This is a genomic window from Sulfitobacter sp. 1A13496, from assembly GCF_043557225.1.
Classification (GTDB): domain Bacteria; phylum Pseudomonadota; class Alphaproteobacteria; order Rhodobacterales; family Rhodobacteraceae; genus Sulfitobacter; species Sulfitobacter faviae.
Genome location: NZ_JBIFFP010000001.1, coordinates 545,628 through 561,055, shown reverse-complemented (window position 1 = coordinate 561,055; position 15,428 = coordinate 545,628). Strand labels below are relative to the sequence as shown.

Here is a 15,428-nt window from a genome sequence, read left to right as displayed (position 1 = left end):
CCTTTCGCGTTTCAAGCGCGCCAGAACTTGGCGGTGAACATGACGTAGACCGCCATCAGCTCCAGCCGCCCGATCCACATGGCGATGATCAATATCCACTTCGCCGTGTCGTTGAGGCTGCTGAAGTTCCCCGCCGGGCCGATGATCTCTCCCAACCCCGGGCCGATGTTCGCCAGCGCCGCCGCCGCCCCCGAAACCGAGGTGACGAAATCCAGCCCCGTCAGGCTCAGCGCGACCGAGATCAGGCCAAGCGATACGACGAAGAACATGAAGAAGGACATCACTGAGCTTAGCACGTCCGCCCCCACCGGGCGGCCATCGTAGCGCGGGGTAAAGACACCGTGGGGCGAACGGATCCGCCGCAATTGCGCGCGGATCGACGCAAAGAGCAATTGATAGCGGAAGATCTTGATCGAACAGGTGGTCGATCCGGCGCAGCCGCCGATCAGGCCGATGAAAAAGAACAGCGCCACGGCAAAGCTGCCCCATTGCATATAGTCCGCCGAGGCATAGCCGGTGCCCGAAATGATCGAGGTGATGTTGAACAGCGCTTCGCGCAAGACCCGCTCGGATTCATAGGTCGTGCCGCTGCGCAGAACGAAAAAGACGATCACCACCAGAAAGGTCATCGTCATGAAAAAGCCGCGCACCTGCGGGTCGCGGTGCAGGGCCACGGGGTTGCCGTTGATCAGCTGCACATAGCGTACGAAGGGCAGCGCGGCGAGGATCATGAAAATCACGGCGACATATTCGGCGGGGCCGGAAAAGGTGCTGAAGGAGGCATCGTAGTTGGAAAAACCACCCGTTGAGACCGTGGTCAGCGCATGTACGGTCGCGTCAAAGGTGGTCATCCCAAGGGCCAGATAGCTCAGCATGCAGGCCAGCGTGAGCCAGAGGTAGATCACCGAAATCTGCGTTGCGATCTGCCCCGCGCGGGGCAGGATTTTCCCGAAAGTGTCGAAGGATTCGGATTTGAAGATCTGCATACCACCGACCCGCAACTCAGGCAGGAAGACCATGGCGACAACGACGATACCGATGCCGCCCAGCCATTGCAGAATACCGCGCCAGATCAGCAGCCCCTTGGGCAGGTCTTCCAACCCGGTCAGCACCGTGGCCCCGGTGGTCGTCAGCCCCGACATCGCCTCGAACATGGCATCGGTCAAGCTGGCCTCGGTCGCGCCCAGAACGAAGGGCAAGGCCCCGAAGAGCGGCAGCATCAACCAGACGCCGGTGGTCAGCATGAATGTCTGTTGAATGGTGAGCCCTTCGCGGACTCCATTGGCACTGGCAAGGGCGATCATACCGCCGCCCAGCGTCGTGATCAGTGCGCTTTCGACGAAGACCCACCATTGGCCCCGGCCTTCGGCCAGATCGACCAAGATCGGGATGATCATGGCAAGGCCGAGCACGGCCACCAAAAGGCCCACGACATATCCGACAGGTCGTATATCCAACATGCGCGCAGCGTTGGCTTGGCCGCTCGTCGCTGTCAAGCCGAGACGGGACCGGGGCGCGATTTGGCCCCGGTCCGTGTCGTCTTAGATGTAGTAGAGGTCTTTGAAAACGTGGTGAACGATGTCGTCACGCTTGATGCCCATGGCGGCCAGTTCTTCGTCGCTTTTCGCTTGCAGGCCTTGGACTTGCTCAAAACGGCGTTGGGCGGTGGAGCCCATCATGATGCCATGGCCGATCCCCGCAAAAAAGCGGCGCAGACCGGCGCCGGCGCGCCGCAGCCCTTCGAGGGGAGAGACGGAGTGGGCGGGGTGAGCAGTGCTCTGGTAGGTCATCTGATTGCCTTTGTAATTTCCAGTATTTCGATGACCGTTAGATAGGCAATGCTGCGCCGCAGCAGAACCGACGTTTTCGCATAGCCGCTGGTCGGGCCTTGCAGGGCTGACAGGGCGACATTCGCCATTTTCGCGCTAAGACAGACAGAATACCCCGCAAAGGGGCGCGGCGCGGGCTGCGAACAACCAATGCGCGATTGCCGCGCCGTCCGGGGTCAGCCGACGTGGAAGAGCGTGTTGAAAAGCTTGGGGTCGATGCTCTGCGCGGCAAAGGTCTCACCTTGGGTCAGCACGCTGATCGCATCGTGGCTATGCAGGCTTTCTTGATGGCTGGCGACGATGCGGAAATCGCCCACCCGGTCATCGGCCAAAAGCTGTTCGCAAAACAGCCGCGCGGCATCCTCGACAAAGATCGGATTGGCGGCGTTAAGCTCGGCGAACGCCTGTTCGTCTTCGCGTTTGACCATGACCTGCGTCTCGGTCGGCACGGCGCGGCGGCAAATCTCGATCAGGTCTTCGAACCACAGACAATCGCCCTCGTCCCGTGTCTCGACCGATATCCGCGCGACGGAGCGTTGCGAATGCGGCGTCGCCAATTGCCCGCGGGTCTGACGCGCGTGTTCGCTCAGTTCCAGCGAACAGGGGCAGGTGCTGGAATAGACATAGTCGAGATGCACGATCTTCTTGCGCTCGCCGTTCTGTTCTACCAACTCCAGCGCGATGTCGTAATACTGATAGCCCGTGAGGCCCGAGCGCAGGCTGCCGATTTTCATTGGGAAGGAAAAGCGCATCTGAATTCGCGCGTCCAAGCTCTCAAGATCGGCCTTGTAATCATCCAGCGCCGCTTCGATCACCTCGAAGCTGAAAGTGGCCTCGGCATGGCGGTAAAAGCTGCGCATGATGCGGGACATGTTGATGCCCTTTTTCTCCGCATCGAGCGAGACCGAGCCGGTCACGGAAGTCTCAAGCCGCAGATCCCCGCCCTCGCGGCTGCGATAGCGGATCGGCAGGCGAAAGTTCGAGATACCGACATGCTGGATCAACTGTTGCGCGCCGCGGATCAGGCTGGAGGGGCCGTTTTGCAGGTCCGGCAGGCTGGCGCGGTAGTTGTCGCCCGCGGTGAAATCTTCGGGATAGGCGCGGCTGAGGGCGGGATATTCGGCTGGGGCCAGCATCCGGGCCATGGCCGGGTCCAGCGCCGCAATCTCAGCCGGGGTGGCCGTTTCGGCCCAAGCGCGCAGCGTGGCGAGCGCGGATTGCGCCGCCTCCCGGTCCGGTGTCTCGGACATCTCAGTCACGATGTTCATTGCGCGGCCCTCCGGTCTGTCGCTTTCAATGTATGATGCGCGGGGCCAAAATGCCACCGCGCCCGCGACACATCAGGTCAGGCTTGCGCCGCCGCATCCAAGGCTTGCAGCAAATCGGCCTTGAGATCGCCGCTATATTCCAGCCCCACGCTGATCCGCACCAGCCCCGGCGTGATGCCCAAAAGGTCTTTGGTGTCCTGCGGCAGACGCTGGTGGGTGGTGGTGGCCGGATGGGTGACGATGGTCTTGGCGTCGCCAAGGTTGTTTGAGATCACGCCCACCTTCAGCGCGTTCAGGAAAGCGAAAGCCGCCGCCTTGCCGCCCTTGAGGTCGATGGACAGCACCGTGCCCCCTGCCCCCATCTGCCGCATCGCCAGCGCGTTCTGCGCATGGCCCGCAAGGCCCGGGTAAAGCACCCGCGCCAATGCCGCGTGACCGTCCAACGCCTCGGCCAATTCCAGTGCGCTGGCCGCCTGCGCCCGCACCCGCAGGTCGATGGTCTCCAACCCTTTGAGCATGATCCAAGCCGTGAAGGGGCTCATCGAGCCGCCGGTGTGTTTCATGTAAGGCTCAAGCGTGCCACGGATGAACTCGCGGCTGCCAAGCACCACACCGCCAAGCGCACGACCCTGCCCGTCGATATGTTTGGTCGCGGAATAGACCACCACATCCGCGCCCTGCGAAATCGCGCGCGAAAAGACCGGCGTGGCAAAGACATTGTCGACCACCACCAGCGCGCCTTTGGCATGGGCCAGCTTGGCGACGGCTTCGATGTCGATCACCTCAAGCGTGGGGTTGGCCACGGATTCGAAGAAGACCGCTCGGGTGTCCTCACGGATCGCGGCCTCCCAAGCAGAGAGGTCGCTGCCGTCGACGAAAGTGACCTCTACCCCGTAGCGGCCAAGGATCTCTTCCAGCACATAGATACAAGACCCGAATAGCGCCCGCGCCGAGACGACATGATCGCCCGCCTTCAGCATCGAGATCAGCGCGCCCGAGACCGCCGCCATGCCGCTGGCGGTGGCAAAGGCATCTTCGGCCCCTTCCAAAGTGGCGATGCGGTCCTCGAACATGGCGACCGTGGGGTTGCCGTAGCGGGCATAGATGAACTCATCCGGACCGATCTCTTCGAAACGCGCCTCGGCCTGTTCGGCGCTGTCGTAGACGAAACCTTGGGTCAGGTAGATCGCTTCGCTCACCTCGCCATATTGGCTGCGGCGGGTGCCTGCGTGGATCGCTTGGGTGCGCGCGTGACGGTCGTTGCTCATCAATTTCATCCTTCCGGCCCGACCTCGCGGGCATAAAAAAACCCCAGACGCGGCCAAGCGAAAGGGGTCTTTCATCCTGACCTTTTAGCGGCATGTTTAACGTGGCCCACAATCCGGTAACAAATCGCCACGCGGGGTGGATTACGCCGCGCGACGCTACAGGTCAACAGTTTCGCGTAGGGCCTTCGTTAAATTCGGGTCAGCCTTGGTCTTTCTTCTCGCCGTAGGCTTCGAACAGCTTGCCCTGCGCCATGAAGAAAACGAAAATCGCCGCCGTGAGACCGAAGGTTTTGAAGTAGACCCAAGTATCGGTCGAGAAGAACCGCCAAATCACCTCATTCGCCAGCGCCAGACCAAAGAAGAAATACATCAGCCGTTTGGTGAGCAGCATCCAGCCCTCATCGCGCAGCGGCATCATCTCTTCCATGACGTATTTGAGGTAGGATTGCCCGCGCAGCAGGCCGACCGCCAAAAGACCCCCAAAGAGCACATAGATCAACGTCGGCTTCATCTTGAAAAAGCGGTCATCATTCAGCCAGACCGACAGCCCGCCGAAAATCACCACCAGCACCACGGTAGCAACCTGCATCCGGCTCAGCTTGCCCGTCAGCGCCCAAAGCGCGCCGGTCGACAGCACCAGCAGCGGCACGAACATCGCGGTGACGACGATAAAGCCGTCATACGCCGTCCCGCCGAAAGTGTAGGTGTTATCCTTGAGCCACAGATAGGCCACGAGGAAGGCCAAGACCGGCCCGTATTCCAAGCCTGCCCGCAGCATTGGGTTGATCTCTCTTGGTTCTGACATGCCTGTTCCTTCAGCCGCCCATTTCAACAATCACCGCCCCGGCTGCGATCAGCGCCATCAGCGCGATGCGGCGCGGGCCGACGGTTTCTTTCAGCACCAGCACCCCGATCAGCGCGGCAAAGACGGTCGAGGTCTCGCGCAGCACAGCCGCCTCGCCCACCTTGTCGAGCCGCGTGGCCAGCATGACCGACCCGAAACTCGCAAAAGCGATGATCCCGCCGATAAAGCCGCGCAGCATCAGCGGCGCCACCTCGGGCGGGTTCTCCATCGCGTGCCAGCGCCGCCATGCGATCACCGGCATCACCAACCCGTCGATCATGAAAAACCATGCAAGGAAGGTGAAAGGATCCGCCGTGGCGCGGATGCCGTATGCGTCATATGTGGTGTAAAGCGCCACGAACAAGCCCGTCAGCACCGCCAGCCCGAGCGCCGCGTGCAGCGTATCGCGCGCAGCGACCAAATTGCGCAGGTTATAAAGAGCAAGGCCGAAGATGCCGCTTAGCAGCACCGCCACGCCAAGCCATTGCACCGCGTTGAACCGCTCACCAAAAATCAAATAGGCGCCGACCACGGCAAAGAGCGGCCCCGTGCCGCGCACCACCGGGTAGACCACCGTATAGGCGCCCTTGGTATAGGCCCATGCCTGCAACAGCTTGTAGATAACATGGATCACGAAAGCGCCGAGGAAGATCACCCACATATGCGGCTCGGGCCATGGCACGACGAAAAGCGCAAAGGGAGCCGCCATCACGCCATAGGAGACATCAATCGCCCCGCGCGTGAGCCAAGGATCATGCCGCCCCTTTTGCAGCGCGCCGAAGACTGCATGCAAAAAGGCCGCCGAAAGCGCGAGCCACAGGGCCACGGTATGGCCCGCCGGGGTGCCTTCGATCGACAGGATCCAATCGGTCATCGCGGAACCACCACGGCGGCGAGAGGTTTATACCTCAAAGCCTTTATCACCAACGGAATTTCCATGTTTGAAAGCCTGATCGCGGATCTCACCCACAGTTTTTCCAAAGTGCCGGTTACCGTGGCCGCGGCGCGGCTGCTCATGGCGGCCTTTCTGGCGGGTATCGTCGGGTATGAACGCGAGCGGCGCGACAAACCTGCGGGTCTGCGAACGCACATCATGGTGGCCATCGCCGCCTGTCTCTTCATCATCATCGGACAAGAGCTGGGCAGTTTGGAGTTCGGCGAAGGTGACCAGATGCGCTTTGATCCGCTGCGTCTGATCGAAGCGGTGACCGCGGGCGTCGCCTTCCTTGCAGCGGGGATCATCTTCACATCGAACGGCGAGGTGCGCAACATCACCACCGGCGCGTCGATGTGGCTGGCCGGTGCCATCGGCCTGTCCTGCGGCGCCGGGCAAATTCTGCTGGCCTGTCTGACCGCAGGGGTCGTGGTACTGGTTCTCACCGTTCTGCGCTGGATCGAGCGGAAGCTTGGCACCCATGACTGAACAGGGCCGCCACTCTCGGCGGCCAGTGTACTCTCAGCCATCCGTGCCCACCAAGGCGGCGGCGAATTCATCCGGGTCAAAGGGCGACAGATCGTCAATCTGTTCACCCACACCCACGGCATGAATGGGCAGGCCAAAGCGATCCGCCAGCGCCACCAGCACGCCGCCTTTGGCGGTGCCGTCGAGCTTGGTCATCACCAGACCGCTGACGTCGGAAATCTCTTGAAAGACTTTCACCTGATTGACCGCGTTCTGCCCTGTCGTCGCATCCAGCACCAATAGGGTGTTATGCGGCGCGGTCTGGTCCTTCTTGCGAATGACGCGGACGATCTTGGCTAATTCCTCCATCAGGTCGCCACGGTTTTGCAAACGGCCCGCGGTGTCGATCAACAGCAGATCGGCCCCCTCTTCCTGCGCGCGGCCCATGGCGTCAAACGCAAGGCTCGCGGGGTCGCTGCCCTCGGGGGCGGTGAGAACGGGCACGCCTGCGCGTTCGCCCCAGACCTGCAATTGCTCCACCGCGGCGGCGCGGAAGGTATCCCCCGCGGCGATCACGACCTTCTTACCTGCCGCGCGGAATTGCGAGGCCAATTTGCCGATGGTCGTCGTCTTGCCCGAGCCGTTCACGCCGACCACCAGCACCACTTGCGGGGTCTTGGCATAGAGCGGCAGGGGCCGCGCTACAGGCTCCATGATGCGGCTGACTTCGCTGGCGAGCAGTTGTTTGATCTCTGCCACCGAGAGTTTTTTGCCAAAGCGCCCTTCGGCCATGTTGGCGGTGACCCGCAGCGCCGTGTCGACGCCCATGTCCGCGCTGATAAGCAGCTCTTCGAGCTGTTCGAGCATCTCGTCATCCAGCGTCCGGCGCACCACCGGCTGCGCGGCACCGCGGCCCATGAGACGGCCTAGAAGGCCCGGTTTGGCGGGGGCGGCCTCGGCTGGGGTTTCGTCCAGCGCCGGGGCGACGGGTGTCATCGCTTGGCGCAGGTCGGTCGCCGCGGGAACTTCCTCCGGGGTCGGGGTGGCCTCGGGATCAGCGGCGGGGGGGTCCTGCGCGGGCGTGGGGTCCGGCTGGGGCTCAGACGGTTCGGGCTGCGGTTCAGGCGCAGGCTGCGGCTCGGGCTCTGGGAGCGTCTCGGGTTCCGGGGCGGGTTCAGGCGCGGGTGTCGGCTCTTCCGCCTCCCGCTCTGCCGCCAACATCGGGCCGCTGTCCTCCTGCCTATCGGGCATCACGTCAGAGGCCGCGCCGGGCTGGTCCATCACCGCATCCACGGGGGCCGCTTCGGCCTCCGCCTCTCCGCCATCGCTGACGATTGCCTCCAACCCCTCGTCGAGTTTGGACGAGGATTTGAACAAGCGGTCCTTGAGCTTCGTGAAGAAGGCCATCGGCGTCTCCCATGCAGTTTCGTCTTGATCTATAGGCTTGCCCGCGCAGATGGAAGGGCGCCCGGGCAGATCAAGCTCGCCGAGAGGGGGCGGGGTCAGATTTCATCGGGGAAATGCTGCATCACCAGCCGGATCGGGTTCGGCGCCGCCTGCCCGAGCCCGCAGATCGAGGCATCGACCATGGCGGTCGACAACGCCTCCAGCAGGTCTTGGTCCCAGCGGTCTTCCTGCATCAGCTTCACCGCCTTTTCACAGCCAACCCGGCAGGGCGTGCACTGGCCACAGCTTTCATCCTCGAAAAACCGCAGCATGTTGAGGGCGGCGGCCCGTGCGCTGTCGTGTTCCGACAGGACAACCACCGCCGCCGAGCCGATGAAAGACCCATGTGGCTGCAACGTGTCAAAGTCCAACGGCAGCTCCGCCATCGACGCGGGCAACAGCCCCGAGGACGGGCCACCCGGTTGATAGGCTTTGAACAGATGGCCCTCTGCCATGCCCCCCGCCGCCGCGATGATATCGGTGATGGTCGAGCCTGCGGGCAGCAGATACATCCCCGGGCGCGCCACACGGCCCGAAACGGAATAGCTCCGCAGCCCCTTGCGGCCATTCTTTTCGACCCCATTCAACACCTGCGGCCCCTCGCGGCAAATGCGGGCGATCCAATGCAGAGTCTCCACGTTATGCACCAAGGTCGGGCGGCCAAAGACACCCACTTGCGCCACATAGGGCGGGCGGTGGCGCGGCAAGCCGCGCTTGCCTTCGATGCTTTCGATCATGGCGCTTTCCTCGCCGCAGATATAGGCGCCCGCCCCGCGGCGCAGATCGACATAGCCGGGGGTGATGAGGCCCGCACCTTCCAGAGCGGCGATCTCACGGCGCAGGATCTCCAGCACCGCCGGGTATTCGTCGCGCATGTAGAGAAAGACCTTCTCCGCCTCCACCGCCCAAGCGGCGATCAACATGCCTTCGAGGAAGAGATGCGGCCCGCGTTCGAGATACCAGCGGTCCTTGAAGGTGCCCGGCTCGCCCTCATCGCCATTCACCGCCAGATAGCGCGGGCCGGGGTTGCCGCGTACGAAGCCCCATTTCTTGCCCGAGGGGAAACCCGCCCCGCCAAGACCGCGCAGCCCGGCCTCCAACAATTGTTCTTGCACCGCTTCCCAATCGCCGCCCTGACGCAAGCTCAACAGCGCGTCATAACCCCCTGATGCGGCGTAGGTTTCGTAAGTCTCATAATCGGGGAGCCGGACATGGGTATCCCCGGCCCCGATGGCCGCGAGCACTTTCTCGGGCGTGGCAAGGTCGATATGGTTGTGCCCCAGCTCCAGCACCGGCGCCATGTCGCAGCGGCCCATACAGGGCGCGCGCAGGACGCGCACCTCGGTCGGGTCCAGCCCGTCCTGTAACGCGGTTTTCAGCACCTGTGCCCCGGCCAGTTCACAAGACAGCGAATCGCAGACGCGGATGGTCAGCGCGGGCGGCGGGGCCTCGCCTTCTTTCACCACGTCGAAATGGGCGTAGAAGCTGGCGACCTCATAGACTTCGGCCATCGACAGGCGCATCTCTTCAGCCAAGGCGCGCAGATGCGCGGCCGACAGATGGCCAAAGCGGTCTTGAATTAGATGCAAAAACTCGATCAGCAGATCGCGGGCGCGCGGACGGTCGCCCAAGAGCGCACGGACCTCCTCCCACGCCACATCCTGCAACTGCCGCCCCTTGGGATGATGCCGCCCCTTGCCCTTGCCGGATTTCCAAACGCCCTTTCGCGGCTCCCCCGCCGCTGCCTTGCCGTGATCATCCAGCGCCATGTCTCTCCCCCACCTTGCTTTCCACCTTGGTAACAAATCCAAAGGCCGAGGTGCGATCAAAAAGCGACAATCGCGCGGGTGTTTGCGTTGTGCGCGGCCCCTGCGGCGGGCAGAATACGGGGGCCGAGCCGATTGGCGCGGCTTTGCAGGGGAAAACGCATGCTGTGGTATGTGATCGCAAGTCTGACACCGGCGGTGCTGATCGCCGCCGCCGCCCTCTGGGGCGGGGTCTGGCCTGTGCTGGCGCTGTTGTCGATCACGGTGCATGTAGCCTTCATGGACCGATTGGGCCGCGCGCTGAGCCTTTCTGACAGCTCGGGCCGCGCCCTGACGCTGACCTTGGCCGCCGCGCACTTCCTGCTGCTGCCGCTCGGGGTCTGGGCGATTGGCGCAGCCCCGCATCTTGAGGGGCTGGACCGCGCCCTGATCTTTGCCGCCCTTGGCCTGTTTCTGGGCCAGATCAGCAATTCCAACGCCCATGAATTGATCCACGCCAGCCGCCGCCTGCCCCGGCGGATCGGCACGGCGATCTATATCTCGCTGCTGCACGGGCATCACGTCTCGGCCCATCTGCGGGTGCATCATCCCGCCGCCGCCACCCCGGCTGACCCCAACTCCGCACCCAGGGGCATGGGGTTCTGGCGGTTTCTGCTGAGCGCAAGCTGGGGGGAGTTTCGCGCCGGGTGGCAGGCCGACAGTGCGCAGCGGGCGCGCAAGACTGGGGCGAAAGGGTTGCACCCTTACACGCTCTACCTAGGTGGCGCGGCGCTGGCGCTGCTCACGGCGATGCTGCTGGGCGGGGTCGCCGGGCTGCTCGCCTATATCGGGCTGGCGGCCTATGCGCAGATGCAACTGCTGCTGTCGGACTATGTGCAACACTATGGGCTGCGACGAGAGCAGCGCCCCGATGGCCGGTTCGAGCCGATGGGCCCGCAGCACAGTTGGAACGCGCCCAAATGGTACTCCGCCGCAATGATGCTGAATGCCCCGCGCCATTCGGACCACCACATGCGCCCCGCCCGCGCCTTTCCGGCGCTGGAAGTGACGCCAGAGATGCCGAAACTGCCCTATTCGCTGCCCATCATGGCGGTGATCGCCCTCGTTCCCCCGCTTTGGCGGCGGGTGATGGACCGGCGCGTGGCGCGGTGGCATCAGCGCTGACCCCACTGGCGCGGGGTGCGGGCTTCTGGCAGGCTCGTGACATGAGACATACCTTCGCCCTGATCTGCGCCTTCCTTCCACTGCCTGCCTTGGCCGAGATGTCGGCGGCTGAGTTCGAAGCCTATACTGAGGGCAAAACCCTCTACTTCGGCCAGTCCGGCGCGCCCTATGGGGCGGAAATCTACCACGAGGACCGGCACGTACAGTGGTCCTTTCTCGATGGCCAGTGCAAAGAGGGGCGCTGGTATGAGGCCGATGGGCTGATCTGCTTTGTCTACGAAGACGACCCCACCCCGCAATGCTGGAGCTTTACCGAAAGCCCGACCGGGCTGGTCGCGCGGTTCGAGAATGACCCGACCGAAACCGCGCTCTATGAGGCGCGGGAAATGGCCGAGCCGCTGCTGTGCCTTGGGCCGCAGGTCGGGGTCTAGGCCAGTTCAGCCCTTGCCTTTGACCGGAAGCCGACCGTCGGCGAATTCGATCTCCAAATGCGCCGCCTTCTTGGCAGCCTCCGCGCTGGTCACCACATCACCGTCGCCCCGCACCACGGCGAAACCACGGGCCAGCGTTTCGCGGTAGCCGAGCGTGCCGAGCGTGCGGCCCATCGCGTCGATCTGGCGGCGGCGGCGGTCCTGATCGGCGCGGCCTGCGCGCGCCAGCCGGGCCAGCACCTCTTTCAACCGTTGGTCTTGGCGTGACAAGTCGCGGCGCAGAACCTCGGGGCGGAAGGTTTGTGTGCGGTCCAAAAGCCGCTCCCGGCGGCGGAGGATCTGACGGTGCAGCACCTCGGGGTGGAACCGGTCAATCCGCGCGGCCAGCCGCTCGCGCTGTCCGGCCAGATTGCGTTGCCACGCCGGGTCGAGCCGCGCCGAGAGCTGCGCTAGACGTTGCCGATCCGCCTCCAACTGGCGGCGCAGGGTGCCGGGGCGCAGAGCGCCAGACATATCGGCCAGCTTGACGCGGCGCCCTTGGACGCCTGCGATCAGCGCAGGGGCCAGTTTCTCCCCCCCGCGATCAAGTCGCTGGCGCGGCCCCTCCAGCAGCGTGTCGGCCCGGGGCAAGGCCCGCGCCAGATCCCGCATCCGCTGGCCCCGGCGGGTCAACCCTTGGCTCAGCGCCTGACGCATCCTTGCGCCCTGCCCCTCCAGCCATGCCGCCAGCTCATGCCGCACAGGGACGGCAAGCTCCGCCGCCGCTGTCGGCGTGGGCGCGCGTTTGTCCGAGACGAAGTCGATCAGCGTCGTGTCGGTCTCATGCCCCACGGCAGAGATCAGCGGAATGTCCGAAGCCGCCGCCGCGCGCGCGACGCTTTCCTCGTTAAAGCCCCAGAGGTCTTCGACCGAGCCACCGCCACGGGCCACGATGATCAACTCGGGCCGGGGCAATGCGCCACCGGGGGTGAGCCGGTTGAACCCTTGGATGGCGCGCACCACCTCGGGCGCGCATTTCGCGCCTTGTACGGCGACGGGCCAGACCAGCACCTTGCGCGGGAAACGATCCCGCAGCCGGTGCAGAATGTCACGGATCACCGCCCCCGAGGGCGAGGTCACAACGCCGATGATCTCAGGCAGATAGGGCAGCGGACGTTTGCGTTCGGGGGCGAACAGCCCCTCCGCCGACAGTGCTGCCTTGCGTTTCTCCAACAGCGCCATCAGCGCGCCCATGCCCGCCGGTTTAATGTCCTCGATAACGATCTGGTATTTCGACTGACCGCCAAAGGTGGTGATGCGCCCGGTGGCGATGACCGCCATCCCCTCTTCGGGCTGGGTCTCAAGCCGCGCGGTCACGCCTTTCCAGATCACGCCTGAGATGACCGAGCGGTCATCTTTGAGGTCGAGATAGACATGCCCCGAGCGCGGACGGCTGACACGGCCCACTTCACCGCGAATCCGCACATGGCCGAACTCCCCCTCGATCACCCGTTTGATCGCGCCCGAAAGCTCGGTCACCGTGAATTCGGGGCTGTTGCCACCGGGGGCGGGGTCGTCGAACAGATCCATCTGGGCACCTTGTGTCTGTGGGTCCCCCAGCTTAGAACGCGGAGCAACGAAGTCCAAGGGAGTGCGCGGCATGAATATCCTGATCCTCGGCAGCGGTGGCCGCGAACATTCACTTGCTTGGGCGGTCATGCAGAACCCCAAATGCGACAAGCTGATCGTGGCACCGGGGAACGCGGGCATCGCGGCCATCGCGCAATGCGCCAAGCTCGACATCATGGATGGCGCGGCGGTTGTGGCCTTTTGCGAGGGCAATAACATCGATTTCGTCATCATCGGCCCCGAAGCGCCCCTCGCCGCGGGTGTGGGCGACGATCTGCGCGTGGCGGGTTTCGATGTCTTTGGCCCCTCCAAAGCGGCAGCGGCTCTGGAAGCTTCCAAAGCCTTCACCAAGGAAATCTGCGACGCCTGCGCGGCGCCCACGGCGGGCTATGGCCATTTCACCGACGCCGCCAGCGCCCGCGCCTATGTCGAAAAGCAAGGCGCGCCCATCGTGATCAAGGCCGACGGTCTGGCGGCGGGCAAAGGTGTCATCATCGCCATGACCGATGCCGAAGCGCTGGCCGCCGTGGATGAGATGTTTGACGGCGCCTTTGGCGAGGCAGGCGCCGAAGTGGTGATCGAAGAGTTCTTGGAAGGCGAAGAGGCGTCTTTCTTCGTGCTCTGCGACGGGGAGACGGTGCTGCCCATCGGCACGGCCCAAGACCACAAGCGGGTCGGCGAAGGCGACAGCGGCCCCAACACCGGCGGCATGGGCGCCTATTCCCCCGCCCCGGTGCTGAGCGACGAGATCGCCGAACGCGCGCTGGAAGAGATCATCCGCCCCTGTATGGCCGAGATGGCGAAACGCGGGATGCCCTATCAGGGCGTGCTTTACGCTGGCCTGATGATCAAGGACGGCCAGCCGCGGCTGGTGGAATACAACGTCCGTTTCGGCGACCCGGAGTGTCAGGTGCTGATGATGCGCCTCGGCGCGCAGGCGTTCGACCTGATGCAGGCCACGGCCAAGGGGGCGCTTGCCGATATGCAGGTGACCTGGGCCGAAGATCACGCGCTGACCGTGGTGATGGCCGCCAAAGGCTACCCCGGCGGTTATGAAAAGGGCAGTGAGATCAAGGGCCTCTCCGCCCTGCCCGAGGATAGCGCGAATATGGTGTTCCACGCGGGCACCAAGGTGGAGGACGGAGCGATCTTGGCCAATGGTGGGCGGGTGCTGAATGTCACCGCACGCGGGGCCACGCTGGCCGAGGCGCAAGAGCGTGCCTATGCGATGGTCGATGGAATCGATTGGCCCGAAGGGTTCTGCCGCCGCGACATCGGCTGGCGCGCGCTGAGCTGACGGGTGGCGGCTCTACCAGAGCCGCAGCCGCCCCTCATTCACAGGCCAGCGCCTTGGCAAAGCTCTCGGCCCCCGCGAATGGGCCAATATCGCGCCGCCCAAGCTGCCCGCCTGTCAGGCGCACGCCCACCACATGCTGCCAATCGGCATCCGCCAGCACAATCTCAGGCCCCGCACCGCAATCGCGCAAACCGCCTGAGATATGCCGCTCTCCGATGCGGTGATTGGTCAGCCCCGTCATTTGCGCGACTTCGCTGAGCCGCCCATCGGCAAAGCGCCAGACCCGCAGCACCCGCGCCAGATGGGGCCGGTCGACATAGGCGATCTCGACCGCGCCATCGCCATCCAGATCGGCAGCGCCTATGGGGGCGAGCCATCGGTTGCTTTGGCCGATATGCGGGGTCTCGGTGATCTTGCCCTCGGGGCCGTAGATCGCCAGCGCCGCGCCACGATTCACGTCGGTCTCGACCACCAGAACCTCGGGCGCGCCATCGCCGGTCACATCCACGAGCCGGGGGGCGATATCTTCGAAAACATGGTCACGCGGCAAATGGAAGCGCCGCGCGCCGCCATCTGTCAGAGAGACTTGCAAGCCGCCCCATTCCAGCGCGTCGCCAAGAATGCCATGGGCGTAGCGCCCCGTGGGCGCGATGTAATGCGCGGCGGTAATCGTCTCCGCCGCCGCATCTGTTGCGATCAGCGCCAGCAGTGCCGCGCCGATCGCCCGCATCAGATTTGCTTTTCCGGCATCTGCACGCGCAGACCGTCCAGCGCATCGGTGACCTTGATCTGGCAGGTCAGACGCGAGCGCGCGGGATCGGGCTCGAAGGCGAAGTCGAGCATGTCTTCTTCCATGTCGTCCATCGGCGGCAGTTTTTCGGCCCAAGCCGGATCGACATAGACGTGGCAAGTGGAGCAGGCGCAGGCCCCGCCACAGTCGGCTTCGATGCCGGGAATGTTATTGTCCCGCGCGCCTTCCATGACGGTGAGACCATTGGCCACCTCGACCACATGTTCGGTGCCGGAGTGTTCGACATAGGTGATTTTGGCCATGATGATGCCCTTTCGTCCTAAAAGTTCGGCCTTGTTTAACGGGCTATGGCAG

15 protein-coding genes and 1 riboswitch are annotated in these 15,428 nt (G+C 64.0%); of the genes, 4 read left to right on the top strand and 11 right to left on the bottom strand.

What is annotated here, in order from left to right:
• Positions 1–11 precede the first annotated feature (11 nt).
• The 6 genes from ACGYLX_RS02775 to ACGYLX_RS02750 all read right to left on the bottom strand — a co-directional run bounded on the left by ACGYLX_RS02775 (position 12) and on the right by ACGYLX_RS02750 (position 6,083).
• Positions 12–1,460, bottom strand: coding sequence for a TrkH family potassium uptake protein (locus ACGYLX_RS02775; protein WP_168611957.1), 1,449 nt, complete (start codon positions 1,458–1,460; stop codon positions 12–14).
• 81 nt (positions 1,461–1,541) lie between these two features.
• The gene (locus ACGYLX_RS02770; RefSeq protein ID WP_067262845.1) at positions 1,542–1,790 is read right to left on the bottom strand and encodes a hypothetical protein; all 249 of its coding nucleotides are present in this window, start codon (positions 1,788–1,790) and stop codon (positions 1,542–1,544) included.
• Between the two features lie 215 nt (positions 1,791–2,005).
• Complete coding sequence (folE2, locus tag ACGYLX_RS02765; protein ID WP_168611956.1) at positions 2,006–3,097, bottom strand: GTP cyclohydrolase FolE2; 1,092 nt, start codon at positions 3,095–3,097, stop codon at positions 2,006–2,008.
• Positions 3,098–3,174: 77 nt separating this feature from the next.
• Positions 3,175–4,365 carry an O-succinylhomoserine sulfhydrylase gene (gene metZ / locus ACGYLX_RS02760; protein ID WP_168611955.1) on the bottom strand — a complete coding sequence of 397 codons (1,191 nt, stop codon included), beginning with the start codon at positions 4,363–4,365 and terminating at the stop codon, positions 3,175–3,177.
• 64 nt (positions 4,366–4,429) lie between these two features.
• Positions 4,430–4,506, bottom strand: a riboswitch (SAM riboswitch).
• Positions 4,507–4,564: 58 nt separating this feature from the next.
• Entirely contained in the window at positions 4,565–5,170 is a 606-nt protein-coding gene (locus ACGYLX_RS02755) for an inner membrane-spanning protein YciB (RefSeq protein ID WP_168611954.1), read from the bottom strand.
• Between the two features lie 10 nt (positions 5,171–5,180).
• Positions 5,181–6,083 carry a DMT family transporter gene (locus tag ACGYLX_RS02750; RefSeq protein WP_168611953.1) on the bottom strand — a complete coding sequence of 301 codons (903 nt, stop codon included), beginning with the start codon at positions 6,081–6,083 and terminating at the stop codon, positions 5,181–5,183.
• Between the two features lie 63 nt (positions 6,084–6,146).
• On the opposite strand from ACGYLX_RS02750, the gene ACGYLX_RS02745 reads away from it, so the two are divergent.
• Entirely contained in the window at positions 6,147–6,632 is a 486-nt protein-coding gene (locus ACGYLX_RS02745) for an MgtC/SapB family protein (protein WP_168611952.1), read from the top strand.
• 33 nt (positions 6,633–6,665) lie between these two features.
• Here ACGYLX_RS02745 and ftsY read toward each other — a convergent pair whose 3' ends face one another.
• On the bottom strand, positions 6,666–8,018 hold the full coding sequence (ftsY, locus tag ACGYLX_RS02740) for a signal recognition particle-docking protein FtsY (RefSeq protein ID WP_394447232.1): 1,353 nt from the start codon (positions 8,016–8,018) through the stop codon (positions 6,666–6,668).
• Positions 8,019–8,113: 95 nt separating this feature from the next.
• Positions 8,114–9,826, bottom strand: coding sequence for an NAD(P)H-dependent oxidoreductase subunit E (locus tag ACGYLX_RS02735; protein WP_168612726.1), 1,713 nt, complete (start codon positions 9,824–9,826; stop codon positions 8,114–8,116).
• 159 nt (positions 9,827–9,985) lie between these two features.
• Here ACGYLX_RS02735 and ACGYLX_RS02730 point away from each other — a divergent pair, with 159 nt between their 5' ends.
• Together ACGYLX_RS02730 and ACGYLX_RS02725 are read left to right on the top strand one after the other, a co-directional pair.
• Complete coding sequence (locus ACGYLX_RS02730; RefSeq protein ID WP_168612725.1) at positions 9,986–10,987, top strand: alkane 1-monooxygenase; 1,002 nt, start codon at positions 9,986–9,988, stop codon at positions 10,985–10,987.
• 41 nt (positions 10,988–11,028) lie between these two features.
• Entirely contained in the window at positions 11,029–11,418 is a 390-nt protein-coding gene (locus tag ACGYLX_RS02725; RefSeq protein WP_394447229.1) for a hypothetical protein, read from the top strand.
• Positions 11,419–11,424: 6 nt separating this feature from the next.
• Here the strand turns inward: ACGYLX_RS02725 and xseA are convergent, their stop codons facing one another.
• Positions 11,425–12,987: an exodeoxyribonuclease VII large subunit gene (gene xseA, locus ACGYLX_RS02720; RefSeq protein WP_168612723.1), complete on the bottom strand. Its 1,563-nt coding sequence runs from the start codon at positions 12,985–12,987 to the stop codon at positions 11,425–11,427.
• Positions 12,988–13,057: 70 nt separating this feature from the next.
• On the opposite strand from xseA, the gene purD reads away from it, so the two are divergent.
• The gene (gene purD, locus ACGYLX_RS02715) at positions 13,058–14,323 is read left to right on the top strand and encodes a phosphoribosylamine--glycine ligase (protein WP_394447227.1); all 1,266 of its coding nucleotides are present in this window, start codon (positions 13,058–13,060) and stop codon (positions 14,321–14,323) included.
• 34 nt (positions 14,324–14,357) lie between these two features.
• On the opposite strand, the gene ACGYLX_RS02710 is transcribed toward purD, so the two are convergent.
• Both ACGYLX_RS02710 and ACGYLX_RS02705 read right to left on the bottom strand, forming a co-directional pair.
• On the bottom strand, positions 14,358–15,053 hold the full coding sequence (locus tag ACGYLX_RS02710; protein ID WP_168612721.1) for a VCBS repeat-containing protein: 696 nt from the start codon (positions 15,051–15,053) through the stop codon (positions 14,358–14,360).
• Complete coding sequence (locus ACGYLX_RS02705) at positions 15,053–15,376, bottom strand: 2Fe-2S iron-sulfur cluster-binding protein (protein ID WP_067266186.1); 324 nt, start codon at positions 15,374–15,376, stop codon at positions 15,053–15,055. Before ACGYLX_RS02705 ends, ACGYLX_RS02710 begins: the two co-directional genes overlap by 1 nt.
• Between the last annotated feature and the right edge of the window lie 52 nt (positions 15,377–15,428).

Coding starts and splice junctions, on each gene's coding strand:
- ACGYLX_RS02710 (WP_168612721.1), bottom strand. CDS start 15,053: ATGCGGGCGATCGGCGCGGCACTGCTGGCGCTGATCGCAACAGATGCG.
- ACGYLX_RS02750 (WP_168611953.1), bottom strand. CDS start 6,083: ATGACCGATTGGATCCTGTCGATCGAAGGCACCCCGGCGGGCCATACC.
- purD (WP_394447227.1), top strand. CDS start 13,058: ATGAATATCCTGATCCTCGGCAGCGGTGGCCGCGAACATTCACTTGCT.
- folE2 (WP_168611956.1), bottom strand. CDS start 3,097: ATGAACATCGTGACTGAGATGTCCGAGACACCGGACCGGGAGGCGGCG.
- ACGYLX_RS02745 (WP_168611952.1), top strand. CDS start 6,147: ATGTTTGAAAGCCTGATCGCGGATCTCACCCACAGTTTTTCCAAAGTG.
- xseA (WP_168612723.1), bottom strand. CDS start 12,987: ATGGATCTGTTCGACGACCCCGCCCCCGGTGGCAACAGCCCCGAATTC.
- ACGYLX_RS02705 (WP_067266186.1), bottom strand. CDS start 15,376: ATGGCCAAAATCACCTATGTCGAACACTCCGGCACCGAACATGTGGTC.
- ftsY (WP_394447232.1), bottom strand. CDS start 8,018: ATGGCCTTCTTCACGAAGCTCAAGGACCGCTTGTTCAAATCCTCGTCC.
- ACGYLX_RS02730 (WP_168612725.1), top strand. CDS start 9,986: ATGCTGTGGTATGTGATCGCAAGTCTGACACCGGCGGTGCTGATCGCC.
- metZ (WP_168611955.1), bottom strand. CDS start 4,365: ATGAGCAACGACCGTCACGCGCGCACCCAAGCGATCCACGCAGGCACC.
- ACGYLX_RS02770 (WP_067262845.1), bottom strand. CDS start 1,790: ATGACCTACCAGAGCACTGCTCACCCCGCCCACTCCGTCTCTCCCCTC.
- ACGYLX_RS02755 (WP_168611954.1), bottom strand. CDS start 5,170: ATGTCAGAACCAAGAGAGATCAACCCAATGCTGCGGGCAGGCTTGGAA.
- ACGYLX_RS02735 (WP_168612726.1), bottom strand. CDS start 9,826: ATGGCGCTGGATGATCACGGCAAGGCAGCGGCGGGGGAGCCGCGAAAG.
- ACGYLX_RS02775 (WP_168611957.1), bottom strand. CDS start 1,460: ATGTTGGATATACGACCTGTCGGATATGTCGTGGGCCTTTTGGTGGCC.
- ACGYLX_RS02725 (WP_394447229.1), top strand. CDS start 11,029: ATGAGACATACCTTCGCCCTGATCTGCGCCTTCCTTCCACTGCCTGCC.